This window comes from Anoxybacillus sp. J5B_2022, from assembly GCF_026847645.1.
Lineage (GTDB): Bacteria > Bacillota > Bacilli > Bacillales > Anoxybacillaceae > Anoxybacteroides.
In genome coordinates, this window is the sequence record NZ_JAPSMC010000006.1 from 52,177 (window position 1) to 75,268 (window position 23,092).

Annotated in this window: 27 protein-coding genes and 1 riboswitch; of the genes, 2 read left to right on the forward strand and 25 right to left on the reverse strand. The window is 45.7% G+C overall.

Going from position 1 to position 23,092, the window contains the following annotated elements:
* Nucleotides 1–32: 32 nt before the first annotated feature.
* The 4 genes from ribE to M4I42_RS03200 form a co-directional block, all read right to left on the reverse strand.
* On the reverse strand, nucleotides 33–683 hold the full coding sequence (ribE, locus tag M4I42_RS03185; protein ID WP_268850800.1) for a riboflavin synthase: 651 nt from the start codon (nucleotides 681–683) through the stop codon (nucleotides 33–35).
* A 6-nt stretch (nucleotides 684–689) separates the two neighbouring features.
* The gene (ribD, locus tag M4I42_RS03190) at nucleotides 690–1,781 is read right to left on the reverse strand and encodes a bifunctional diaminohydroxyphosphoribosylaminopyrimidine deaminase/5-amino-6-(5-phosphoribosylamino)uracil reductase RibD (protein WP_268850801.1); all 1,092 of its coding nucleotides are present in this window, start codon (nucleotides 1,779–1,781) and stop codon (nucleotides 690–692) included.
* Between the two features lie 161 nt (nucleotides 1,782–1,942).
* Nucleotides 1,943–3,118: an RNA-guided endonuclease InsQ/TnpB family protein gene (locus M4I42_RS03195; protein WP_268850802.1), complete on the reverse strand. Its 1,176-nt coding sequence runs from the start codon at nucleotides 3,116–3,118 to the stop codon at nucleotides 1,943–1,945.
* 257 nt (nucleotides 3,119–3,375) lie between these two features.
* A riboswitch (FMN riboswitch) is annotated at nucleotides 3,376–3,509 on the reverse strand.
* Between the two features lie 151 nt (nucleotides 3,510–3,660).
* Nucleotides 3,661–4,104 (reverse strand): peptidylprolyl isomerase, encoded by a 444-nt coding sequence (locus M4I42_RS03200; RefSeq protein WP_268850803.1) that lies wholly within the window; start codon nucleotides 4,102–4,104, stop codon nucleotides 3,661–3,663.
* Between the two features lie 142 nt (nucleotides 4,105–4,246).
* Between M4I42_RS03200 and M4I42_RS03205 the strand changes: the two genes are divergently transcribed.
* Nucleotides 4,247–5,128 (forward strand): DUF1002 domain-containing protein, encoded by an 882-nt coding sequence (locus M4I42_RS03205; protein ID WP_268850804.1) that lies wholly within the window; start codon nucleotides 4,247–4,249, stop codon nucleotides 5,126–5,128.
* Between the two features lie 406 nt (nucleotides 5,129–5,534).
* Here the strand turns inward: M4I42_RS03205 and lysA are convergent, their stop codons facing one another.
* The 20 genes from lysA to M4I42_RS03305 all read right to left on the reverse strand — a co-directional run bounded on the left by lysA (nucleotide 5,535) and on the right by M4I42_RS03305 (nucleotide 21,725).
* Nucleotides 5,535–6,854: a diaminopimelate decarboxylase gene (lysA, locus tag M4I42_RS03210; protein ID WP_268850805.1), complete on the reverse strand. Its 1,320-nt coding sequence runs from the start codon at nucleotides 6,852–6,854 to the stop codon at nucleotides 5,535–5,537.
* Nucleotides 6,855–7,021: 167 nt separating this feature from the next.
* Nucleotides 7,022–8,488 (reverse strand): spore germination protein, encoded by a 1,467-nt coding sequence (locus M4I42_RS03215; RefSeq protein ID WP_268850836.1) that lies wholly within the window; start codon nucleotides 8,486–8,488, stop codon nucleotides 7,022–7,024.
* Nucleotides 8,457–9,053 carry a stage V sporulation protein AE gene (locus M4I42_RS03220; RefSeq protein WP_328284580.1) on the reverse strand — a complete coding sequence of 199 codons (597 nt, stop codon included), beginning with the start codon at nucleotides 9,051–9,053 and terminating at the stop codon, nucleotides 8,457–8,459. Before M4I42_RS03220 ends, M4I42_RS03215 begins: the two co-directional genes overlap by 32 nt.
* A 6-nt stretch (nucleotides 9,054–9,059) precedes the next feature.
* Nucleotides 9,060–9,404, reverse strand: a complete 345-nt coding sequence (locus M4I42_RS03225) for a SpoVA/SpoVAEb family sporulation membrane protein (RefSeq protein WP_268850807.1) — start codon at nucleotides 9,402–9,404, stop codon at nucleotides 9,060–9,062.
* Between the two features lies 1 nt (nucleotide 9,405).
* A complete protein-coding gene (gene spoVAD / locus M4I42_RS03230; RefSeq protein ID WP_268850808.1) occupies nucleotides 9,406–10,416 on the reverse strand; it encodes a stage V sporulation protein AD in 1,011 nt (336 codons plus the stop codon).
* A gap of 11 nt (nucleotides 10,417–10,427) precedes the next feature.
* Nucleotides 10,428–10,856 carry a SpoVA/SpoVAEb family sporulation membrane protein gene (locus M4I42_RS03235; RefSeq protein WP_183183476.1) on the reverse strand — a complete coding sequence of 143 codons (429 nt, stop codon included), beginning with the start codon at nucleotides 10,854–10,856 and terminating at the stop codon, nucleotides 10,428–10,430.
* A 2-nt stretch (nucleotides 10,857–10,858) separates the two neighbouring features.
* A complete protein-coding gene (locus tag M4I42_RS03240) occupies nucleotides 10,859–11,287 on the reverse strand; it encodes a stage V sporulation protein AB (protein WP_268850809.1) in 429 nt (142 codons plus the stop codon).
* A complete protein-coding gene (locus tag M4I42_RS03245) occupies nucleotides 11,274–11,879 on the reverse strand; it encodes a stage V sporulation protein AA (protein ID WP_268850810.1) in 606 nt (201 codons plus the stop codon). The genes M4I42_RS03240 and M4I42_RS03245 overlap by 14 nt, the downstream gene beginning before the upstream one ends.
* A 127-nt stretch (nucleotides 11,880–12,006) precedes the next feature.
* Entirely contained in the window at nucleotides 12,007–12,756 is a 750-nt protein-coding gene (gene sigF, locus M4I42_RS03250; protein ID WP_268850811.1) for an RNA polymerase sporulation sigma factor SigF, read from the reverse strand.
* Nucleotides 12,757–12,769: 13 nt separating this feature from the next.
* The gene (gene spoIIAB / locus M4I42_RS03255) at nucleotides 12,770–13,210 is read right to left on the reverse strand and encodes an anti-sigma F factor (protein ID WP_183183480.1); all 441 of its coding nucleotides are present in this window, start codon (nucleotides 13,208–13,210) and stop codon (nucleotides 12,770–12,772) included.
* Complete coding sequence (gene spoIIAA, locus M4I42_RS03260) at nucleotides 13,211–13,549, reverse strand: anti-sigma F factor antagonist (RefSeq protein ID WP_221210700.1); 339 nt, start codon at nucleotides 13,547–13,549, stop codon at nucleotides 13,211–13,213.
* A 136-nt stretch (nucleotides 13,550–13,685) separates the two neighbouring features.
* Complete coding sequence (locus M4I42_RS03265) at nucleotides 13,686–14,852, reverse strand: D-alanyl-D-alanine carboxypeptidase family protein (protein ID WP_328284581.1); 1,167 nt, start codon at nucleotides 14,850–14,852, stop codon at nucleotides 13,686–13,688.
* A gap of 118 nt (nucleotides 14,853–14,970) precedes the next feature.
* Complete coding sequence (locus tag M4I42_RS03270) at nucleotides 14,971–16,272, reverse strand: pyrimidine-nucleoside phosphorylase (protein ID WP_268850812.1); 1,302 nt, start codon at nucleotides 16,270–16,272, stop codon at nucleotides 14,971–14,973.
* A 14-nt stretch (nucleotides 16,273–16,286) separates the two neighbouring features.
* Nucleotides 16,287–17,111 carry a purine-nucleoside phosphorylase gene (locus M4I42_RS03275; protein WP_268850813.1) on the reverse strand — a complete coding sequence of 275 codons (825 nt, stop codon included), beginning with the start codon at nucleotides 17,109–17,111 and terminating at the stop codon, nucleotides 16,287–16,289.
* 11 nt (nucleotides 17,112–17,122) lie between these two features.
* A complete protein-coding gene (gene deoB / locus M4I42_RS03280; RefSeq protein ID WP_268850814.1) occupies nucleotides 17,123–18,310 on the reverse strand; it encodes a phosphopentomutase in 1,188 nt (395 codons plus the stop codon).
* Nucleotides 18,311–18,516: 206 nt separating this feature from the next.
* Complete coding sequence (xerD, locus tag M4I42_RS03285) at nucleotides 18,517–19,413, reverse strand: site-specific tyrosine recombinase XerD (RefSeq protein WP_268850815.1); 897 nt, start codon at nucleotides 19,411–19,413, stop codon at nucleotides 18,517–18,519.
* Between the two features lie 6 nt (nucleotides 19,414–19,419).
* Entirely contained in the window at nucleotides 19,420–19,632 is a 213-nt protein-coding gene (locus tag M4I42_RS03290; protein WP_268850816.1) for a YqzK family protein, read from the reverse strand.
* 94 nt (nucleotides 19,633–19,726) lie between these two features.
* Complete coding sequence (fur, locus tag M4I42_RS03295; protein WP_268850817.1) at nucleotides 19,727–20,182, reverse strand: ferric iron uptake transcriptional regulator; 456 nt, start codon at nucleotides 20,180–20,182, stop codon at nucleotides 19,727–19,729.
* A gap of 109 nt (nucleotides 20,183–20,291) precedes the next feature.
* Nucleotides 20,292–20,936 (reverse strand): stage II sporulation protein M, encoded by a 645-nt coding sequence (spoIIM, locus tag M4I42_RS03300; RefSeq protein WP_268850818.1) that lies wholly within the window; start codon nucleotides 20,934–20,936, stop codon nucleotides 20,292–20,294.
* Between the two features lie 237 nt (nucleotides 20,937–21,173).
* Nucleotides 21,174–21,725, reverse strand: coding sequence for an NUDIX hydrolase (locus tag M4I42_RS03305; protein WP_268850819.1), 552 nt, complete (start codon nucleotides 21,723–21,725; stop codon nucleotides 21,174–21,176).
* Nucleotides 21,726–21,818: 93 nt separating this feature from the next.
* Between M4I42_RS03305 and M4I42_RS03310 the strand changes: the two genes are divergently transcribed.
* Nucleotides 21,819–22,739 (forward strand): aldo/keto reductase, encoded by a 921-nt coding sequence (locus M4I42_RS03310; protein WP_268850820.1) that lies wholly within the window; start codon nucleotides 21,819–21,821, stop codon nucleotides 22,737–22,739.
* Nucleotides 22,740–22,761: 22 nt separating this feature from the next.
* Here M4I42_RS03310 and M4I42_RS03315 read toward each other — a convergent pair whose 3' ends face one another.
* On the reverse strand, nucleotides 22,762–22,986 hold the full coding sequence (locus tag M4I42_RS03315; RefSeq protein ID WP_268850821.1) for a YqkE family protein: 225 nt from the start codon (nucleotides 22,984–22,986) through the stop codon (nucleotides 22,762–22,764).
* Nucleotides 22,987–23,092 lie beyond the last annotated feature (106 nt).

A 23,092-nucleotide genomic window follows, 5' to 3' on the forward strand; every position in this document is an offset into this window, starting at 1 on the left:
TCACGAACTTGCGCAAGGATTATCACTGTTCCTCACTTATAGCCGTGCTTTTCTAGAAATTCAAGCGTAATTGCCGGAGACGTTTTCTCTTCTTCTTTTTGACGTAAAAACTGCTCGACATATTTGCCGATCACGTCGCATTCAATGTTAACAATATCCCCCACTTGTTTGTCGCCTAAAATCGTTTCCGCGCGCGTATGCGGAATAAGCGAAATCGTGAACGTGTCATCGGTAAGCCCAAAAATCGTCAAACTTGTTCCGTCAACGGCGACAGAACCTTTTAAAATCATGTATTTTCTAAGCGATTTTGGCACTTTAATTTCATAATAAACAGCGTTTGCGACCGGCTCTTTGCGAATAATTTCGCCGACGCCATCGACGTGACCGGATACAAAATGCCCACCGAAGCGGCCGTTTGCCGCCATCGCCCGCTCTAAATTTACTTTCGCACCGCGCGCTAATGTACGAAGCGATGTTGCCCTTACCGTTTCCGGCATTACATCGACCGTAAACGTACGGGAAGTAAACGATGTTACCGTTAAGCATACCCCATTGACAGCAATGCTATCGCCTAGTTTGACATCGGTTAAAATTTTGTTCGCGCCAATCGTAAAAACAATCGCTTCGCCCGCTTGTTTCATTTGCTCAACCGTCCCGACTTCTTCGATAATGCCTGTAAACATCTTTTTTCACCTCTTTGGCGCCGCAATAATTTTTATATCTTGACCAATCGTTTCGACGTGTTTGATCGTCCATTCGAGCACATCGGTCATATGCGCAAACCCAATGCCCCCAACCGGCGTTTTCGCCTCGCTTCCGCCGATGATTTTCGGGGCAAGATATGCGATGATTTCTTGCACCGCGTTCGCGCGAATAAAACTGTCATGCACTTTCGCGCCGCCTTCGACAAAGACAGAGGTGATTTTATGCGCCGCTAGCATGCTCAACAATTCACGAATATCAATCGTCGGTGCAGGCATGGACACGATGCGGACGTGTGGACGGGCATATAATGCGATTCGTTCGTTCGGTACGTCGTTTCCGACAATGATCCACGTTTCCGCTGCACCGTCTTGAACGACATTTGCCTCTAGCGGTGTGCGTAAATGCGTATCTAAAATGAGGCGAATCGGGTTTTTTCTTTTTTCCGAAAGCCTTACCGTTAAGCTCGGGTTATCGGCAATGACCGTATCGACACCGACGAGAATCGCATCGTGCCGCGCGCGGTAGCGATGCACGTCTTGCCGCGCTTCTTCGGACGTAATCCATTTGCTTTCTCCTGTTTTCGTTGCAATTTTCCCATCTAAACTAGCCGCAAACTTCATCGTCACGAACGGCGTTTTCGTCGTAATGTAGTGGAAAAAGACGCGGTTCAACTCATCCGCTTCTTCTTTTAACACACCAACGGTTACATCAATGCCAGCTTGTTTTAGTTTTTCTATTCCTTTTCCAGCAACAAGCGGATTCGGGTCCGTCGTCGCAATCACGACCCGCCCGACGCCTGTTTCGACTAATAAATCGGCACACGGCGGCGTTTTGCCGAAATGGCTGCACGGCTCAAGCGTTACGTAAACCGTCGCATCTTTCGCTTTATCGCCCGCCATGCGAATCGCATGAACTTCCGCATGCGGCTCGCCTGCTTTTAAATGCGCGCCAAAGCCGACAATTTCGCCATTCTTTACGATAACGGCACCGACCGCCGGATTTGGCGACGTTTGTCCAATCCCTGTTTTAGCAATTTCAAGCGCTAAGCGCATATATCGTTCGTCGTGCTGCTGCATCAAACCCCGTTACAGAAAACTTACAAGACTTTATAAGAAACTTATAAAAGTCTATGTTTCCTTCCTTGTTCATCGCGCCCGATTTCGCGAAAAGCTACTCTCGTTTGCTTGGCGCTCCGAAGGCTTCACTTCCCCACTAACGAATGGGTACATGTTGTGCCTCACTTGGCATAGTTTTTCAAGTTGATGCTAGCATTGAAGTCACGATCCATTTCTAGCCCACACATCTCGCAGCGATACGTCCGTTCAGATAACGAAAGGTGGTCTTTCACATGGCCGCAGCGGCTGCACCTTTTGCTAGACGGATAAAAACGATCTGCCACGATCAACTGGATGGCACGCCATGCACATTTGTACGTCATTTGTCGCTTGAACTCGTGGAATGTTTGTTCTTGAATCGCTTTCGATAGCTTCCGATTTTTTAACATGCCACTTGTGTTCAAATCCTCGATCACCACATACGCTGGTTTGGTTTTCACCAACGTTGCTGTGATCTGGTGGGTATAGTTTAGCTGGATGTTTTTTAGCCTTCGGCGTTTTTTCAAAACAAGGAATTCAAGTTTCCGGATGTTTTCCGTTTTTCTGTAACGGAATTCACCTCCTTCTGTTTTCGTTTTATTCTTTTCATACTTCCGTGATAGTTGTCTTTGCATACGCTTCATTGTTTTTTCAAGCTTTTTCACTTCGGGTGTTTGGTTGATGTTTTGAAACGTCATCCCATTGCTGACGGTAGCTAACGATTTTATCCCTAAATCAATGCCGATGCCTTCGCTGTACGTTTCATGTTTTATTTCCGCTTCCTCTACACCGACCGTTAAAAACCAGTTCATCCCGTCAAACACGACGCGTGGGTTGACATACCTCACATGTGCCCCATGTGGAATACGTCCTCGTTCCGCAAGACGTATCCAATTGAACTTCTGTTTATTTTTCTTTTTGGAAGTCGTTAGTTTTTCTAGTTTCACATGTGTATCGGTGATTTTCATTTTTGATGTATCTTGATAAAAGCTTGGTCGCGTCCGCTTTTTCGTTTTAAACTTCGGAAACTTCGCCCGTCCTGCAAAAAAGTTTTTGTAGGCTTGACACGCATCTTTTATCGCTTGTTTTGTGATATTGTTGGAATAATTGTTAAGCCAACTATATGCTTCTGTTTGCTTAAGCTGTGTGAATCTTTTTCTTAATTCACCATCACTTAAAAATTTGCCACCTTGCTTATGATTTTCTTGTTGTTGGGCTAAAGCAAAATTGTACGCCCACCTGGCAACACCGACGCATTGAAACAGCTTCGTCTTTTGCTTATTGTTGGGCAGAAGCATGACTTTATACGTTCGAATCATCTTCTCCCAGCTCCTTTTCGACTCTTTTTCACGTTACTTTCATTATAAAATGATCATCAGATTTTTATAAATATTTATACATTTATCATTAACAGTCAAAAGCCCCCTTGTCCATTGCTCGCTAGTAGCGCCTGACAGCGATAAAAAGAAAACCCTAGGAGAAAAGTCCTAGGGCAGCTATATCGAAAGATTACCTTTTTTTGCATAGCAAACATAGCCCAGCGCCAGATTGATTTTTCACGAAGGCGTGAGCAACGGCAATCCTTCTCCCATCCAGACTATACTGTCGGCTCCGGAATCGCACCGGATCGTGCCTATTCGGCTCGCGGGCTGAGAAACGTTTCGTTTCATTACCGCCGGTCGGGAATTTCACCCTGCCCCGAAGGATATGTTATGATATTCCATTTTCATTCATTATATCACAATTCAACAAATTGTCTATTATTTCGCGATAAACAGCCAATAAATCGCACCCCATGCAAAGCTTAAGAAGAAAAGGAGGAAAAATAACACCCAGTTTTTCTTCATCGTCCCATCCTCTCTTATTCCGCTTCGTCCCACACTTTCACTTCTTTCATCACATCGCCGTTCCGCATCGCTTTCACTGCGTCCATCCCTGCCGTTACTTGGCCAAATACGGTATGGACGCCATCTAAATGCGGCTGCGGCTCGTGCACGATGAAAAACTGGCAGCTGCCTGTATTGCGGCCGCGATGCGCCATCGATAGTGCCCCTTCGATATGCTTGTGCGGGTTGTTGTCCGTTTCACACGGAATCGTATAGCCTGCATCGCCTGTTCCGTTGCCGCGCGGACATCCGCCTTGGCTGACAAACCCTCGAATAACGCGATGGAACGTCAATCCGTTATAAAATCCGCTATTCGCTAATTTTTCAAAGTTCGCTACTGTTTTTGGCGCTTCGTTCGGAAATAAGTCAAATTCAATTTTCGCGCCGTTTTCCATTAAAATATATCCTTTTTTGCTCATATGCTCAGTCCCCTTTCTTTTCTCCCCTATCATACCATTGTTTCACGCACAAAAAAAGTAAGCCGCTTTTTGCTTCTATCTTGTCCGATTTGTATGTAGAATAGGAATGATGGCAATAAGGAAGGTGAAGGAGGTTATTCCAATGAAGAAGATGTTTACCGGCTGGTTAGCGGTCATAATGGTGCTCATGTTTCCTGCCTTTGCCGCAGCGGATGCCGCAGAAGGCGATGTCATTATTACGCTAGGAGAAAATTTAACGGAAGCGCAAAAGCAGCAAGTATTAAACGAAATGAATGCGCCGCAAAATGCGCAAACGATTACCGTTTCTAATGCCGAAGAGCATAAATATCTCGACGGATTGATTCCGAAAGCGCAAATTGGCACAAAAGCGATTTCGTCGTCGATGATTACCATTGGCGCAGAAGGTTCAGGATTAGATGTCGAAACGCATAACATTACATGGGTGACAAAAGAAATGTACACGAACGCGCTTATTACCGCCGGCGTGAAAGATGCGAAAATTTACATTACCGCCCCGTTTCCGGTATCCGGCACAGCCGCCCTTACTGGTTTGATGAAGGCGTACGAAATTTCGTCGGACAAAGTCATCCCAGAAGACGTCAAAAAAGTCGCGAATGAAGAGATGGTAAAAACGGCGCAGCTCGCCAAATCAATCGGCAACGAGCAAGCGGTCGCCCTTTTGGCAAAAATTAAAGAAGAAATCGCGAAAAATCCGCCGCAAACAGATGCCGACATGCGTGCCCTCATTGAACGAGTGGCAAAAGATTTAGGCATTACGCTTACGCCGGATGAAATGAACAGCCTCATCTCGCTGTTTAACAAAATGAAAAACTTAAACATTGACTGGAACGAAGTGAACGACCAACTAAATAAGGCAAAAGAAAAACTTTCCGCCTTCTTGCAATCAGAAGAAGGAAAAACGTTTATTCAAAACATCATCGACATATTAAAAGAAATTTGGCAAGCGATTAAATCTGCGTTCACATCCGAACCGCAAAAATAAAAAGGCTGAACCATCAGCCTTTTTATTTTTATTTCCAAAAGCCATCTACCATTGCTACATTTCCCTACGTTTTCGCGCTTAACGACGACAATGTATTCTATTCTGAAATAATATATGAATCCACGAGTGTTGATTATCCATTATTTCACTAAAAACACAGAATCATGTGGCGGAACACAAGCTTTTCTGCCTCTTGAGAAGGCATTTGCAACCGATAAAGAAAAGTAAAAAATTACAGCTAATGCCGGGCGTTTATTTCCACTGTGAAAGATATGATAATAACAGCATGCTTTCCCTATAACATTAGGATATAATTCTGTCTTCAAATAAATACACTGAGCAAGTAAAATCAGAAAACGGCGCCCAGCAGAAAACAGGCTTCTGACAACAGAAGCCTGTGTTATCTTTATTGCCCGACCCTCGCCCTTAGCGGCACATCAAGCCGCACTAAATCTTCATACGTTTCGCGTTTCACAACAAGCTGCGCCTCGCCGTTTTCGACAAAGACGACGGCTGGACGCGGCAAACGGTTATAGTTGTTCGCCATCGAATAGCCGTACGCACCGGTGCAAAATACCGCTAAATAGTCGCCTGCTTCTGCTTTCGGAAGCGGTAAGTCCCAAATAAGCATATCGCCTGACTCGCAGCATTTCCCCGCAATCGCAACGACTTCTTCGTTCGCATCAAGCACGCGGTTGGCGAGCACCGCTTCATATTTCGCCTCATAAAGCGCTGGGCGAATGTTGTCGCTCATGCCGCCATCGACCGCCACATAATGGCGCACGTTCGGCACTTCTTTGCGCGAGCCGATCGAATAAATCGTCGTCCCGGCATCGCCAACGAGCGAGCGCCCTGGCTCAATCCAAATTTCCGGCAGCGGGAGATGGAACTCTTCCACTTGTTTTTTCACTTCCGCAATAATTTGCTCGACGTATTGCGCCGCTGGCAGCGGGTCGTCTTCGTTCGTATAACGAATCCCAAAGCCGCCGCCGAGGTTGACGACTTGGGGAACAAATCCGTGCGCCTCACGCCAAACAGCGATTTTTTGGAAAATTTTTCGCGCTGCCAATACAAAGCCTGTCGTCTCAAAAATTTGCGAGCCAATATGGCAATGAATGCCTAACACATGAAGCGACCCTGACCGCAGCGCTTGCCGTAGCGCTTCGTCTGCTTGCCCGTTATTTAAATCAAAGCCAAACTTCGAATCTTCTTGCCCGGTTAAAATATAATCGTGCGTATGCGCCTCGATTCCTGGCGTCACCCGAAGCAAAATGTCCGTTACCGTTTCTCGCTGGCGGCTCAGCTCTTCTAGTAATTGCAATTCATAAAAATTGTCAACAACGATGCAACCAACGCCGCATTCAAGCGCCATTTCCAATTCCGAACGGCTTTTGTTGTTTCCATGAAAATGAATGCGCTCTGGCGGAAATCCCGCTTTTAGCGCTGTATACAATTCCCCGCCCGACACGACATCAAGCGACAGTCCTTCTTCTTCGACAAGTTGGATAATCGCAATCGTCGAAAACGCTTTGCTCGCGTATGCGACTTGCGCGTTTACTCCATGCTTTTCAAACGCTTCTTTAAACGCGCGGGCGCGGGCGCGAATGAGCGCCACATCATAAATATACAGCGGTGTGCCATATTCTTCTGCAAGCATCACGACGTCTACACCGCCGATTTCTAAATGCCCTTTTTCATTCACACGACTCGTTCCGTGGAAAAACATGCCGATCCCTCATTCCGACAGATTAAATATTCAAAACCATTCATTTTTATGCGAACCGAAAGCAAAAAAGACAGTTAACGAACGAATATTAACTGCCTTTTCTGCGGGAAAAAGATTACGTATAACGTATCACAATTTTAAGAAAGTTGCAATATAAATCTTTTCCATTATGTCGGTTGTTTTTGTTGATTTTGCGGATGGACGATGCTTGGGCGAACCGTCGTCCCTGCGACCGAACGGCGCACTAAAATTTGCAAAAACGCCGCTGGGTCAAACGGGATAAACGGCCACAAGTACGGTGTATTGAGCGATCGAATGCGCACGAGCCAAATGAGGTAAACGGTCGTGCCAATCACAAGCCCTGGCACTTTAAACACCGCGACAGCAAGTGCGAGTGCAAGACGGGCAATTTTATTGGCGATGCTTAACTCATAGCTTGGCGTCGCAAACGAACCGATCGCCGCTACCGCCACATACAAAATGACTTCTGGCACAAATAAGCCGACATCGATAGCAATTTGCCCAATTAAGACGGCAGCGATTAACCCCATTGCCGTCGACAGCGGCGTCGGCGTATGAATCGCAGCCATCCGCAAAAACTCAATCCCGAAATCAGCGATAAAAATTTGCACAATGACCGGAATATTCGTATGTTTATTTGGCCCGATATACGACAGTTTCTCCGGGAGCAATGATGGGTCTAATACAAATAACACCCACAGCGGCAACAAAAAGAGCGACGCCAAAATGCCTAAAAACCGCACCCAACGGACAAACGTCCCGACCGCTGGATTTTGCCGATACTCTTCGGCGTGCTGCACATGATGGAAAAACGTCGTCGGCGTAATAATGACGCTTGGCGACGTATCAACCATAATAATGACATGCCCTTCTAGTAAATGCGTCGCCGCTACATCAGGGCGTTCCGTATAACGCACAAGCGGGTACGGGTTATACCCTTGTTTCACTAAAAACTCTTCGATTGTTTTATCCCCCATCGTAAGGCCGTCAATTTTAATTTGCTGAATTTCTTTTTTCACTAGCTCGACAAGCCCTGGATCAGCGACGTCTTTAATATAAGCGATGCAAACATCCGTTTTCGACCGCTCGCCGACTTGAATAATTTCAAACCGCAACCGCTCATCGCGAATGCGCCGTCTTGTTAGCGCGGTGTTGACGATAATGTTTTCGACATAGCCATCGCGCGCACCACGTACGACTTTTTCTGTATCTGGCTCTTGCGGCTGGCGGCCAGGATAGCTGCGCACATCGACAATAAAGCCGCTCGTCTCCCCTTCTAATAAAATAACAATCAACCCTGACAACAATTTATCAATCGCTTCGTTTAAATTGTCAACCGAACTTACTTGCTGGTGGACGAGGCGGTTTTCCAGAATTTGTTTCGCCTGCGCCGTTTGTCGCTCTCGGTCGTTAATTTGCACGATTTGCTTTAACAATTCGATTAAATATTGCGTATCGCAAAGCCCGTTGCAATAATAAATGTGCACTTCTTTTTTCAAAATATATACTTTTCGTATACCTAAATCGAAGCTTGTCCCGATCCCGATTTTTTCTTTTAAATACGCTTCGTTATCGGCAAGGTTAGCAAAAATCGGCACTTTTTTTTCTGTCATCGTCACGTAGCCCACTCCTTTCTAAAATTAACTCAACCGCTTTTTTCGTAATGGGGGACCCATATTTTATATGGTCGCGATAGCCCATTTTCCCAATATCGCCAATGCCAACGATGATCGGAATGTTTAATTGCTCGAGACAATATACCGTATCGCCATTAATGCGCCCTACGTCTAATTCGCGAATCCCTTCTTTATCGACGCCATATTCGGTTAAATAGCCGTCACGGTCGATGCTGACATCGACTTTTGTCCATTCGTGCTGATGGGTGTTTGACGCAACGGCAATCGCACCGATCACCTCGATTTGCTGATGGGTCGCAACATATTTTAACGCCTGCTCCCCTGCTCCTTCACCAATCGCACCGCAATCATCAAACATGACAAACACAGGATCGTAAGGGGTTTGTAAAATAAGGCGTACAAGTTCTTTTCCTGTCAACACCGACGGGTTTCCGCGCGAGCGGCTAATGCAGCGGCCGCCGACTTCTTTTGCGACATGCTCAATCGTTCGCCATGCAAACTCATCTCCATCCGTTACAATAATGACCCGTCTTTTTCTCATCATGCTCTATCCTTTCGGTTTGCAAATAAGTGCGGTAAAAAACGAAAGAACAATCATCGCTACGATCTCTACCCCGACGAGGCGAAAGACGTTCGCGCCTGCTTCTATCACGTTTTGTTCTGTTGTTGCGATAACGCCTTTAATCAACCAGTAGCCAAAGCCGCTCATCGGCAACAGCGCCCCCATTCCAGCGATGTCGACTAGCCAATCATATACGCCTAATGCACCTAAAACAACACCAGCCAACACTAAACCGATTACAACTTGCATTTGCGAAAATTTATAATCCATAAATAACTGCGCAACTCCACAAATGAAACCACCGACGAAAAATGCCGACCAATACTCCATGTCACTCCCCCCTCACCGCTTCAATGACAACCCCGTGAGCAATCGCAGGAATCGATTCGTTTTGTTGAATCATCGTCGGGCTTAATAACGCCCCGGTCGCCACGACTAACATTCGTTCAATCGCTCCTGTTGCCATTTCTTTTAACAAATGACCGTACGTCACTACCGCGCAACATGCACATCCGCTTCCCCCAGCAAACGCTGCTTTTTCCGGACGGTATATAAGTAACCCGCAATCATTGTAATTGCTCGTGACATCATGCCCTGCTTCCATTAAAAGTTCTTTCACAATGACGCTGCCGACGCGAGATAAATCACCAGTCACAATTAAGTCATAGTCCGATGGCGAACGGCGCAAATCGTAAAAATGTTGTTCAATCGTATGGGCAGCAGCCGGCGCCATCGCCGATCCCATATCAAGCGGGTTCGTTAATCCCGCATCGATTACCCTTCCAATCGTCGCAGCTGTCACGCGAAAACGTCCTTTCCCCTTCCCGATTAATGCTGCCCCTGCTCCTGTGACCGTAAACGTTGCGCTTTTCGGCTTTTGGACACCAAGTTCTGTCGGATAACGAAACTGGCGCTCGGCGGTAGCGTTATGGCTGCTTGTTGCCGCAACCGCTCGTTTGGCAAAGCCGCCATCCACGAGCGCTGCCCCAACTGCCAATGTTTCCATTGACGTCGAGCATGCCCCGAACATGCATAAAAACGGAACGGGAAGTTCACGCGCCGTATAGTTGGCGGTGACGTTTTGATTTAATAAATCGCCAGCAAGCAACACATCTACCTCGTTGATTGTGACGTTGCCATGCTGTAAACAGGCAGCAATCGCATCTTGCATTAACCGCCGCTCGGCACGTTCCCACGTTTTTTCCCCGCAATATAAATCATGGTGGACGACGTCAAAACAGTTGCCAAGCGGCCCATCTGCCTCAAAAGGACCGACCGCTGTACCTGTCGCTTGAATATACACGTCATCAAACACCCACGTCTGTCTTCCAACGAGCTTCACCCAATCCCCCCTTACCTCATGAAATACACGAGTCCGAACAAGTAGGCGGCGACAATTCCATATACGAGCGCTGCCCCGCCAACTTTAAACATATGCCCTGCAATGCCGCTCACCACTCCTTCACTTCGATGCTCCAACGCAGCGCTTGTTAGCGAATTTGCAAACCATGTAATTAACATCGTCGAACCAGCCCCAGCAAACTGGCTAAACTCGTCATACACGCCGATGGCAGTAAGCACGACCGCTGCGCCAATAAACAGAAGCAATACCGCCTGTTCCGCTGCGAGCGACGGCAAATTCACGCGAAATTGTGCACGTAACACTTCCGCTACAACGGAAAGCCCACCGCCGATAAAAAACGCCTTTAAGCTATTGGCTACATACGACGGTTTCGGCTGAAATTTTTTTACCGCTTGTCGATAATTGTCACGCAATCGCATCGCTACTTCCCCTCCACAAAATAAATCCAGTAAAATAATGCTCCGAACACTTTGCCAAAAACGATCGCCATAAGCAATAAAATCACTTTGTCTGCCATTCCCATTCGTTTCGCTAAAATCGGCCAGACGTTGAGCACTTCTGTCAATGCCGCTGCAAGCATCCCGATAAACACGCCGCTAAACATCCCAAGCGGAAGAAGCCAATATTTCGATGCCCCTAATACGGAAGAACGGAGGCTCATCCAGCCGCCGATGACGGCACCGGCTACCGCACTCCATTCATAGGCATGAATCCATTTCATCGTTTTCGTCAGTTGCGTCAATCGTGGAATGACCCCGAGAACGACTAAAAAAGCAACGAACCCTGTTCCAGCCGCTAGCCCTCCCGCAAACCCGACGATGGCGACGAACGCAACTTCAATCGTCGTCAATTCGCTTCATACTTTCTTTATTTTCGTGCAATATTACGTACTGGTCGAGCGACTGCTGGTAGTTGAACATTTCGACTTCAAGAGGGCTTGGCTCTTCGTTGAGCCGCTTGCGGAACAGATGGTTAAAATATAAAATCATGCCTATCCCTAATCCAAAGGAATACGGAATTTGAAACAATAACGGCTTTTCCGTTTTTTCGCCCGTAATCATCGTATATAAATGTTGATGCATTTCTTTCATGCTGACGTCTTCATGAAAATTCATAATCGCTAGCGCCGAGCCGATAAAAAGCAATAGCCAAACGAACAAAAAGGAAAGAAACGACACGCGCTTTTTTTCATAAACGACTTCGACGATCGTTTGTGCTGGCCCAATCGTTTGGACGTCTACTGTTTTCTCGGAGCGAACAATCGTGTCGATCACGTGCATGACATCGATAATGACGATGTTTTTGTCGTGCGGTTGAATTTGATAAACGGGAAGCTGCTTTATTTTTTCAAGCAGTTGATCGTCCGTTGCGATCATTTGGGCAACATCCCCGACTACGACCATTTCATGTGGCTTTACTTGGACGCGATGACGTAATTTCATGAAAACCGTTTCCAATCGCCTCACACCTTTATTTATTTTTTCTTACTTAGTATGTTTGAACAAAAAAGGAATGATACGGCGAATAAATAATTACCATTAATTTAATAAAAAAAACAAAGAATGGGCACTATTCGCCCATTCTTTGCTTGATTTGCTGTAAAATCTTTTTTTCCAACCGTGATACTTGCACTTGAGAGATGCCTAATCTAGATGCCACTTCTGATTGCGTTTGGTCTTTATAATAGCGCAAATACACGATGAGTCGTTCGCGCTCTTCCAGTTCTTCAATCGCTTTTTTTAACGCGAGCTTATCGAACCATAGCTCTTCTTGATTCGCAATTTGGTCGAGAAGGGTAATCGGGTCTCCATCATTTTCATACACCGTCTCATGAATGGACGTTGGCGAACGAGCAGCTTCTTGTGCGAGCACGACGTCTTCCGGTGAAATTTGTAAATAGTCAGCAATTTCTGTTACCGTTGGCGCTCGACCGTATTGCTTTGATAGTTCGTCTTTCGCTTTGCGAATTTTATTGCCTGTTTCTTTTAACGAACGGCTGACTTTCACGGTGCCATCATCGCGAATAAATCGCTGAATTTCCCCAATAATCATCGGTACCGCATACGTCGAAAATTTTACATCATACGATAAATCAAACTTATCGACTGATTTTAGTAAGCCGATGCACCCGATTTGAAACAAGTCGTCCGGCTCATACCCGCGATTGAGAAAGCGTTGCACGACCGACCAAACGAGGCGCATGTTTTTTTGAATGATTTCCTCACGTGCCTCTTCGTCGCCTTCTTGGCTGCGCCGGATGAGTTCTTTCAGTTCGTGGTCTTTCATCGGCGTCTGCTCTTGCTTGACATCGACATCCATAGGCATGTCTCCCTTAATTGCATAGCGCTTTACTCTTTGTAATGTACTTCGTTAATTGTACGGTCGTTCCTTTATTCACTTCCGAATGAATTGTCACTTCATCCATGAAATTTTCCATGATTGTAAATCCCATTCCAGACCGTTCTAATTCCGGCTTCGTTGTAAATAATGGCTGACGCGCTTCCTCCACATTCGCAATGCCAATTCCTTCGTCTTTAATCGTCATTTGCACAACGCCGTCTTCGATGACGACAGAAATGTAGACGATGCCGTTCGGGTCGTTATTATAGCCATGAATGATGGCGTTTGTGACCGCTTCGGAGACGACCGTTTTAATTTCTGTCAGTTCATCCATCGTCGGGTCAAGCTGGGCGACAAACGCTGCTACGGTTACCCGCGCGAACGATTCGTTTTGGCTTAGTGCGGAAAACTGGAGGTGCATTTCGTTTCTCATTTACGCCACCCCCAACGTTTGTAGTGCATATTGTTCATCCGCCTCAAGCCGAATGATTTTAAATAATCCAGACATATCAAACAGCCGCTTAATTGCCGGAGAAATGGCGCAAACGATCATTTCCCCACCGACATTTTTAATTTGTTTATACCGGCCTAAAATCACGCCAAGACCGGAGCTATCCATGAAGGTTAATTCGCTTAAATTGAGCACGATGTGGCGAATTGGTTTTGTTTCCATCAAGTCCGTCACTTTCTCGCGGAGCGCTTCCGCTGTGTGATGGTCAAGCTCTCCGGAAAGACGAACGAGCAATACATTTTGCTTTACTTCAAAGTCCATCGTCAGACTCACTGCACTTTCCCCCTTATCGCATAATAGAAAACTATTTCGTGCACAAGAAGGGAAAGTCCTGCCGACTGACAAAAGTAGTCGGCATTCGCGGAAAATAGAACGAAAGCTACAAAAACGGACATTTTTAGGCGGATTTTGTCAATGTTTGCAACGTCCGTTTAAATAAATCCCACCAGCTCGCTTCGGCGACTGACTGTTTCGCGACAAGCGGGCGGCGCAATAGTTCTTTTCCATTTTGCTTTAAAATGAGCGTTCCAAGCACATCGCCTTTTCGAACAGGCGCCTGTATGTTTTCGTTTAGTTTCACGACCTTTTTCAGTTCTTTCACAGATACGCCTTTTTTCGTTAATACTGAGATCGGCTCGGCAGTAACGGCTTCAACTGTTTTCGTTTTTCCTTTGCTTACTTTGATGGCGGCAATGACCGTATTTTTCTTATACACCGGATGGGTTTCGTATTGGCTAAACGCATAATCTAACAATTTCGTTATTTGCGCGTTTCGGTCTTTCGGCGTTGGCGCTCCGAAGATGACGGCGATGACGCGCATGCCGTTCTTTTTCGCTGTCGCCGTTAAGCAATATTTTGCCTCTGCCGTAAATCCTGTTTTTACCCCGTCTACCCCTGGATAAAATTTCACGAGCCGGTTTGTGTTGACAAGCCAAAATTTTTCGTCCGTATTTTCCCGTAAATAGTCTTCATATTTTCCCGTATATTTTGTAATGTCGTCATATTTTAATAACTCTTTTGCCATTATTGCCATGTCGTAAGCGCTGCTGTAATGCCCTTCGGCAGGAAGACCGGTCGCGTTTTTAAAGACGGTGTCTTTTAAACCGAGCTGCTTCGCCTTTTTGTTCATCATTTGGACAAACGCCTCTTCCGATCCCGCAATTCGCTCCGCCATGGCGACAGAGGCATCATTGGCCGAACCGATGGCAATCCCGCGCATCATTTCATCGACGGTCATTTCCTCGCCTGGTTCTAAAAAGATTTGCGAACCGCCCATCGATGCCGCATATTCACTTGTGCGCACTTTTTCATTCCACTTCAATTTTCCGTCATGAATCGCTTCCATAATAAGAAGCATCGTCATAATTTTCGTCATGCTTGCTGGCGGCAATTTTTCGTGCGCATTTTTCGCGTACAATACCGTGCCCGTATCCCGTTCAAGCAAAATTGCTGACCGAGCTTGCGGCACAAGCTCAACGCCAGAGTCTTTCTCTTGTGCGTAAACATTGGACATCGGAATCGTCCAAGCAATGAATAACAAAAAACTCGTCATTACTTTCCACATACCCAACCCTCCATTCTTTATACATGCCATTTTTTCCAATTTGTCTTTTTTTATACAAAAAAAGAAGGCATCCTAAAAGTATTAGGACACCTTTTTCTATACGTCTGAACAATCTTTGTTACGAAATTTTATCATAAATAAGCGTTGGCGCTTGCACTCGTTCGGAAGAAAGGCGAATATTTTCATATAACTTTTGTTTGACGTCGTCGATTTGTTCGCGGTTGCTGTAAATCGTCACAAGCGATTCGCCTTTTTTCACCGCATCGCCCACCTTTTTGCGCAACACTAAGCCGACCGCTAAATCAATCGTCGATTCTTTCGTCGCCCGCCCCGCTCCTAAAAGCATTGCCGCTGTGCCAATTTCATCGGCAACGATTTCAGCCACGTAGCCGTCTTCTTTCGCTTCTAATTCGATGACATAGTTTGCTTGCGGCAATTTGCTCGGGTCATCAACAACGGACGCATCCCCACCCTGTGCTGCTAAAAACCGTTTGAACGCCTCAAGCGCTGAACCGTCTTCGATTGCACGTTCTAGCATGTGGCGCGCTTCTTCTAAAGAGGACGCTTTTTTCGCTAAATAGACCATATGGCTGCCAAGCACGAGGCAAAGCTCTTGCAAATCTTTCGGCCCTTCTCCTTTTAGCGTATCGATCGCTTCTTTGACTTCCAGCGCATTGCCAATCGCATAGCCGAGCGGCTGACTCATATCAGAAATAATGGCCATCGTTTGTCGACCGACGCGGTTGCCGATTTCGACCATCGCTTTTGCCAGCGCTTTCGCATCGTCTAGTTCCTTCATAAATGCGCCAGCGCCTGTTTTGACATCTAAAACGATGGCATCTGCCCCAGCGGCAATTTTTTTGCTCATAATCGATGAAGCGATTAATGGAATGCTATTAACCGTTGCCGTCACGTCGCGCAATGCATACAATTTTTTATCAGCTGGCGTTAAGTTACCAGACTGACCGACAACGGCAAGTTTATTTTTGTTTACTAGCTCAATAAATTCCTCATTGCTAATTTCAACGTGGAAACCAGGCACCGATTCTAGCTTGTCAATCGTTCCACCTGTATGCCCAAGACCGCGACCAGACATTTTCGCCACTGGCACACCGACCGAAGCGACAAGCGGCCCGAGCACAAGCGTCGTCGTATCTCCCACACCGCCTGTGGAGTGCTTATCAACTTTAATGCCGTCAATTTTCGAAAGGTCGATTGTTTCGCCAGAGTGAACCATCGCCATCGTGAATTCGGCTGTTTCTTCGTCGTTCATACCTTGGAAAAATACTGCCATCGCAAATGCGCTCATCTGGTAGTCAGGAATCGCACCGTTTGTGTAGCCTTGAATAATAAATTGAATTTCTTCTTTCGTTAACGCATAGCCGTCGCGCTTTTTTTCGATTAAATCTACCATTCTCATTGCTTTTCACCTCGTTATTTTTGCGCCATTTCGCGCACAATGGCTTTCACAAACCGTAAAAAGTCTACTTTCACTTTTTCCGTCGTTTCGATCACTTCATCGTGCGTTAGCGGTTGATCGAGAATGCCTGCTGCCATGTTCGAAATGCAAGAAATCCCTAATACTTCCATGTTCGAGTGGCGGGCGACAATGACTTCTGGCACGGTCGACATGCCGACCGCATCGCCGCCGAGCGCACGAATCATGCGGATTTCTGCTGGCGTTTCGTAAGACGGGCCGGTATTGGCTACATAAACCCCTTCCTGCACGCGAATCCCTAAGCGGGCAGCAACGTCTTTCGCAAGCTTCCGTAACTGTTTGCTATACGCTTCTGTCATATCCGGAAAGCGGACGCCAAGCGCTGAATCGTTCGGGCCGATAAGCGGATTTGTTCCCATATTATTAATATGATCAGAAATAATCATTAAATCGCCTGGTTGGAACGTTTCGTTCACTCCGCCAGCTGCGTTCGTGACGATTAATTTCTCCACGCCAAGCGCCTTCATCACGCGAATCGGGAACGTCACTTTGTCTAAACTATACCCTTCATAATAATGGAAGCGGCCTTGCATCGCGAGCACGGTTGCCCCTTCTAGTTGCCCGTACACTAATTGTCCCGCATGACCTTCCACTGTGGAAACCGGAAATTGTGGAATATCACGATACGGAATTTTCACCGCCTGGTCAATTTCATCGGCTAATACCCCGAGGCCGGATCCGAGAATGAGCCCGATTTGTGGCGGTGTCGGGAATTTTTCGTTTAAAAATTGTACTGCTTGTTCAATTGCTGCTCGATTCATGAACGTCCCTCCTACTTTAATTCCGCTAAAAAGCTTGTTCCGTATGTTGGCATGTTGACGTTAAAGTTTTCCGCAATCGTCGCACCGACATCGGCAAACGTTTGGCGAAGCGTCAATTCTTTTCCGCCATTCATGCTTGGGCTGTAGACAAGAAGCGGCACGTATTCGCGCGTATGATCGGTGCCGTGATGGACTGGGTCGTTGCCATGGTCAGCCGTAATGATTAATAAATCGTCTTCTTTTAGAAGCGGCAATACGTCCGAAAGGCGCGCGTCAAATTGTTCGAGCGCATCACCATATCCTTTCGGGTCGCGACGGTGGCCGTATAAGGCGTCAAAATCGACGAGGTTGACAAAACTTAACCCTGTAAAATCCATGTGTAACGTATCAACAAGCTTATCCATTCCGTCCATGTTCGATTTCGTGCGAAGCGATTTCGTCACGCCTTCATTATCGTAAATGTCAGCAATTTTGCCGATCGCAATGACGTCATAGCCCGCATCTTGCAATTCGTTCATCACTGTACGCCCGAACGGTTTTAACGCATAGTCATGACGGTTCGCGGTGCGTTGGAAATTGCCTGGCGTTCCAATGAATGGGCGTGCAATGACGCGACCAACCATATATTTTTCATCAAGCGTCAATTCGCGAGCGATTTTGCAAATGTTGTATAATTCGTCAAGCGGAATGATTTCTTCGTGCGCGGCAATTTGCAAAACGGAATCTGCGGATGTGTAAACGATAAGCGCTCCTGTTTCCATATGCTCTTCGCCGAGTTCTTCGATAATTGCCGTTCCGCTTGCTGGCTTGTTTCCGATTACTTTTCGTCCCGTCTGCTTTTCAAGCTCAGCGATCAGCTCTTGTGGAAATCCGTTAGGGAACACTTGAAACGGCGTATCGATGCGCAGCCCCATTAACTCCCAGTGACCAGTCATCGTATCTTTCCCAGCGGATGCTTCTTGCATTTTTGTATAGTACGCAAGCGGTTTTTCCGCTTTTGGAATTCCTTTAATTTCGCGAATGTTGCTTAACCCAAGCTTCGCCATGTTGGGCATGTTCAAGCCGCCGCGATGTTCAGCGATATGCCCGAGCGTATCGGCGCCTTTGTCGTTATATTTTTCCGCATCCGGCGCTTCGCCAATGCCAACAGAGTCCATCACGATTAAAAATACACGCTTATATGTATGAGCCACGTACATTCCTCCTATTTTCGCAAAATAGCGTTTCTTTTTATCATTTCCTTATTTTTTTTCGAACACACCAATTGTTCATTGGTCAGAAGTCTGACAACTACATTATAAAACGTTTTCATAATGATGCGCAATAAAAATAAATGTGAACAATTTAGCACAGAAACATCTGTAAGTATTTATTACCGTTATTTTGCATAAAAAACCACCCGCTTTTACGCCCGCGGGTGGTATTGTTGGTACACGTCTTTTAAGCGCGTTTTCGTGACGTGTGTATAAATTTGTGTCGTCGAAATATCGGCATGTCCTAACAACTCTTGCACAGCACGCAAGTCGGCGCCGTTTTCAAGTAAATGGGTGGCGAACGAATGGCGAAACGTATGTGGGGTTAGTTCTTTTTCGATGTTCGCTTCTTTCGCAAGCTTCTTTAAAATTTTCCAAAACCCTTGCCGCGTTAATCGTTCGCCGTGATGGTTCAAAAATAGCGCGTCCGTCGCCCGTTTTTTCGGATGGATAAGTTTCGGTCTAGCTTCTTCGATGTACATTTTGAGCGCGGAAAGCGCGATGCGGCCGATCGGTATGATCCGCTCTTTCTTTCCTTTTCCGTAACAGCGAACAAAGCCCATCGTCAAATGGATATCGGAAAGATTTAAATTCACCATTTCACTGACGCGCATGCCGGTCGCATACAACAATTCGAGCATCGCTTTGTCGCGAATGCCAAACGGCGTGTTCAGTTTAGGTGTTTCTAAAAGCGCTTCGACTTCCGCCGTTGATAACACTTTCGGTAAACTGCGCTCGAGTTGCGGGGTTTCGATATGAACCGTCGGATCTTGTTCCGTCACTTTTTCGCGCAAAAGAAATTGATGAAACGACCGAATAGACGCGATGTGACGCGCCACTGTTTTCGCCGAGTTTCCGTTCTCTTTTAAAAACTTTAAAAATTGAAGAATATGAAGACGTGACACCTCGTTCCACGACCGAACTTGCTCGACATGCTCTAAATAATGGGCATATTTACGCAAATCACGTTCATAGGAAATGATTGTATTTTTCGCCAAATTCCGCTCAACCGTTAAGTAATGGAGAAAATCTTTCATTTCATATTCCAATGTTCTCTACTCCCCATCGCGATAAAAAAGTATAAATCTTTCTAACCAATTCGTTGATATAGCTTCTGTTGTCGATACTTTCACTGCCGATCCTTGCGGTTCATCATAGCGATGATAGTTTTCGTACTCCCGATGAAACCATATAAGACTATAATAAAATAAAATCGTGCATCCCGTAAATAAAACAAACGTTTTCACCATCTGCCACATCGTTTTCACGGCACACCCTCCCTAAATGACACTTATTATTGAGGATATGCCATCGTTTTTTCTTTTTATACATGAAAAAACCTTTCCCGCCGGAAAAGGTTTTTTATTCTTCTTGTTGATCTTTTTGTTGGCAACGGTAACAAATGCCGTGAAATGTTAGTCGGTGGTCTTTAATTTTAAACTTCCAATCCCGTTCGACAACTGCTTCTACTTCCTCTAGCAAGTCTTCTTGAATCTCCGCTACCGATCCACATTCGATACATACTAAATGATGGTGAAAATGGGTCGCCCCTTCTTGACGAAGATCATACCGTGATACACCATCGCCAAAGTTGATCTTATCGACGATTTTCAGTTCTGTTAATAGTTCTAACGTCCGATAAACCGTCGCTAATCCGATTTCTGGAGATTTTTCTTTAACGAGGAGGTAGACATCTTCCGCACTTAAATGGTCTTCTTCATGTTCTAACAGAACCCGCACAGTAGCCTCGCGCTGTGGTGTCAATTTGTATCCGGCGGTATGCAAAAGTTTTTTTATTCGTTCGATCCGATCTTCCATTTTATTTCCCTCCCTCGTCGTTCATCTATCATTATACAAAAGAACGAAGGAAGTATCAAAGTAAAATTATTATCATCAAATAAATAAAACCGTTATTAAATAATATTTATTATTGATTAATTAACTGAACTACTTGTTTCATAATCATCGGCGATACGTATGCTTCCAACGAAGCGGAAATAAGCAATAAGGCGCTAATGGCCACCATGACAAACGCATAGCGCATAATCATCGGAAAAATCGGTTCATGCATTCGTTTCATAAATTGATTGCGCACCATTTTGAGTGAAAAAGAAACGGATACCGTCCCCATCACAATAAAAGCCGGAATAACAATAAAATTTTGCGGCATGACCGAAACGAATGATAATAAAAATCCTTGCCAACCCATTTGGTTGACAAGAAACCCGACCGTAAATCCGACGACGACCCCTTTTAAAAATAAAAGCACTAAAATCAGCGGCAAGCCGATAATCGAAATGCCGAGCACCCACATAAACCCGATATATTGCAAATTGTGAAAGTAGCTTTGTTGAAACATGTCATAGGCGCTAGCGAACTCTCCTTTCGCTACTTGTCCAAAAAATTGCGTTAAATAATAATATAAGTCCTGCTTTTGGCTTAAATTTAAACTATTGACCACAATGGCGCCAAAAATGACTCCCATCAGAAATAAGACGATCGTAAACAAATAAACGGACGCGTGTTCCCGCACATGCATCGCAATGGCCGATTTTAGCAGCTGTTTTCTCATTCTCTCTTCCTCCTACTTTCGCTCTTACTAGATTGTATGAAAAAAGCGCACGTCTATGACTAGTTGGAAGAAAAGAAAAAATCGCCCTATGTAAGAGCGATTTTCCCGTATTGGCCGCCACCGCCTGCCGCCATGACAAGCTGACCGCTTCTAGCAAGCACAATCGTTTCCGCTAATTTTTCCCCGACGACATCGATAAGTTGTTCAGCGGTTACTTTATGAATATGTAATAGTCGTTCATTTTTTTAATGCCCGCGCAAGCTGCAAATATTGTAAAGCATAGGCAGTTTTCGCATCGTAAATTTCTTTCGCTTCAAGCATAGCTACCGCCTCCTCTAACGTCACTTCCAATAAATCAACAAATTCATCGGCATCCAGCCCTGCCGCTTCTTCTAGTTTCACAAGCCCTTCGGCGACATATAGATGAATGAGTTCATCCGCAAACCCTGGGGACGTGTAAAAAGAGATAAGGTGGCGCATCGATTCGGCCGAATAGCCCGTTTCTTCTTCTAGTTCACGTCGAGCCGTCACGAGCGGTTCTTCTCCTTTTTCTAATTTTCCCGCTGGAATTTCGACTAATACACGCTCTAACGCTTTACGGTATTGCCGCACAAGCACTAATTTCCCTTCGTTTGTCAGCGGGAGAATCGCCACCGCTCCTGGATGTTTGACGATTTCTCGTTTGCTTGTGCTTCCGTTTGGCAATTGCACGTCCTCGACATATACTTGAATGACTTTGCCGCTAAAGATTTTCTCTTGGCGAATCGTTTTTTCGATTAAATGATCCATTTGGTTTCGCTCCCGTTTCGTTTAATCATTTTCGTTTCCATTGTACTACATTTTCGTATAAAATGGAGAAAATTAGTGATTGGAGGAGAAATGATGAACAAACGGCGCATCGGCACATCGAATTTATATGTGAGCGAAGTCGGGCTTGGCTGCATGTCGCTCGGCACGGAGGAAAAGAAGGCGATTCGCATCATTCATGAAGCGCTTGAGCGCGGCATCAATTATTTAGATACGGCCGATCTGTACGATCGCGGCTTAAACGAGCAGTTTGTCGGCAAAGCAATCAAAGGAAAACGAGATCAAGTTGTGCTAGCAACGAAAGTCGGAAACCGTTGGGAGGAGGGAAAGGACGGCTGGTTTTGGGATCCGTCGAAAGCATATATAAAACGAGCCGTAAAAGAAAGCTTGCGCCGCTTGCAAACCGACTATATCGATTTATACCAGCTGCACGGCGGCACAATCGACGATCCAATCGATGAAACGATTGAAGCGTTTGAAGAGCTAAAACAAGAAGGGGTTATTCGCTACTACGGCATTTCGTCGATTCGCCCAAATGTCATTCGCGAATATGTAAAACGTTCGAACATCGTTAGTGTCATGATGCAATATAGCTTGCTCGACCGCCGTCCGGAAGAGCTTTTTCCACTATTAAAAGCGCACGATATTAGCGTCATCGCCCGCGGACCAGTGGCGAAAGGGTTGCTCACCGACCGCCCGCTTGAAGCGGCAAGCGAGGCAGTGAAAACGAACGGCTACCTTGATTACACCTATGAAGAGTTGCAAAGCCTCTTGCCGGCGTTAAAAGCAAACACAACGGCTCACCGCTCGTTTACCGCGACCGCTTTGCAATTTTGTTTATACGATCCGGTCGTCGCTGCTGTCATTCCCGGTGCGAGCAGCCTCGAGCAGCTGACGGACAATATTGCTGCCGCTTCGATGCCGGCATTGACGAAAGAAGAATACGAATGGCTAAAACAACAGACGAAAGCGTCTATTTATGAAATGCACCGATAAAAAAGCCCTGAGCATTCAGGGCTTATTCCTTAAATTTTCTCCAATCTAAATTGCTCTCATTTAGCAGTTCTTCAAACGTTTTATTTTTTTCGCGCTGCCGCTGTTCTTCTCGTTTGCGCGCTTCTTCTTCTGCTTTTTTTCTTTTTTCTTCCGCTTCCAACGCACTTTTTTTCGCGCGCAACTTTGCGTACAAATCAGTGCCAAGGTAGTCTTTTAGCGTAATTTTTTCTTCTGATTGATGTTTCATCATCATTCCCCCTGAATAAAAACAGCATTCTTTTTTCAAGATAAGAAGGTCTATGATTTCAACGAAAGGAGAATCGTTCATGGCCAACCGAGCGCAAAAAGGGAAG

Coding starts and splice junctions, on each gene's coding strand:
- M4I42_RS03200 (WP_268850803.1), bottom strand. CDS start 4,104: ATGAGCAAAAAAGGATATATTTTAATGGAAAACGGCGCGAAAATTGAA.
- fur (WP_268850817.1), bottom strand. CDS start 20,182: ATGGAAGATCGGATCGAACGAATAAAAAAACTTTTGCATACCGCCGGA.
- lysA (WP_268850805.1), bottom strand. CDS start 6,854: ATGTTTTTCCACGGAACGAGTCGTGTGAATGAAAAAGGGCATTTAGAA.
- ribD (WP_268850801.1), bottom strand. CDS start 1,781: ATGCAGCAGCACGACGAACGATATATGCGCTTAGCGCTTGAAATTGCT.
- ribE (WP_268850800.1), bottom strand. CDS start 683: ATGTTTACAGGCATTATCGAAGAAGTCGGGACGGTTGAGCAAATGAAA.
- M4I42_RS03265 (WP_328284581.1), bottom strand. CDS start 14,852: ATGTGGAAAGTAATGACGAGTTTTTTGTTATTCATTGCTTGGACGATT.
- M4I42_RS03205 (WP_268850804.1), top strand. CDS start 4,247: ATGAAGAAGATGTTTACCGGCTGGTTAGCGGTCATAATGGTGCTCATG.
- spoIIM (WP_268850818.1), bottom strand. CDS start 20,936: ATGAGAAAACAGCTGCTAAAATCGGCCATTGCGATGCATGTGCGGGAA.
- spoIIAB (WP_183183480.1), bottom strand. CDS start 13,210: ATGAGAAACGAAATGCACCTCCAGTTTTCCGCACTAAGCCAAAACGAA.
- spoIIAA (WP_221210700.1), bottom strand. CDS start 13,549: ATGGACTTTGAAGTAAAGCAAAATGTATTGCTCGTTCGTCTTTCCGGA.
- M4I42_RS03310 (WP_268850820.1), top strand. CDS start 21,819: ATGAACAAACGGCGCATCGGCACATCGAATTTATATGTGAGCGAAGTC.
- M4I42_RS03220 (WP_328284580.1), bottom strand. CDS start 9,053: ATGAGAAAAAGACGGGTCATTATTGTAACGGATGGAGATGAGTTTGCA.
- M4I42_RS03195 (WP_268850802.1), bottom strand. CDS start 3,118: ATGATTCGAACGTATAAAGTCATGCTTCTGCCCAACAATAAGCAAAAG.
- M4I42_RS03235 (WP_183183476.1), bottom strand. CDS start 10,856: ATGCGATTGCGTGACAATTATCGACAAGCGGTAAAAAAATTTCAGCCG.
- deoB (WP_268850814.1), bottom strand. CDS start 18,310: ATGTACGTGGCTCATACATATAAGCGTGTATTTTTAATCGTGATGGAC.
- M4I42_RS03305 (WP_268850819.1), bottom strand. CDS start 21,725: ATGGATCATTTAATCGAAAAAACGATTCGCCAAGAGAAAATCTTTAGC.
- M4I42_RS03275 (WP_268850813.1), bottom strand. CDS start 17,111: ATGAATCGAGCAGCAATTGAACAAGCAGTACAATTTTTAAACGAAAAA.
- M4I42_RS03225 (WP_268850807.1), bottom strand. CDS start 9,404: ATGGAGTATTGGTCGGCATTTTTCGTCGGTGGTTTCATTTGTGGAGTT.
- sigF (WP_268850811.1), bottom strand. CDS start 12,756: ATGGATGTCGATGTCAAGCAAGAGCAGACGCCGATGAAAGACCACGAA.
- M4I42_RS03245 (WP_268850810.1), bottom strand. CDS start 11,879: ATGAAATTACGTCATCGCGTCCAAGTAAAGCCACATGAAATGGTCGTA.
- M4I42_RS03215 (WP_268850836.1), bottom strand. CDS start 8,488: ATGACAGAAAAAAAAGTGCCGATTTTTGCTAACCTTGCCGATAACGAA.
- M4I42_RS03270 (WP_268850812.1), bottom strand. CDS start 16,272: ATGAGAATGGTAGATTTAATCGAAAAAAAGCGCGACGGCTATGCGTTA.
- M4I42_RS03315 (WP_268850821.1), bottom strand. CDS start 22,986: ATGAAACATCAATCAGAAGAAAAAATTACGCTAAAAGACTACCTTGGC.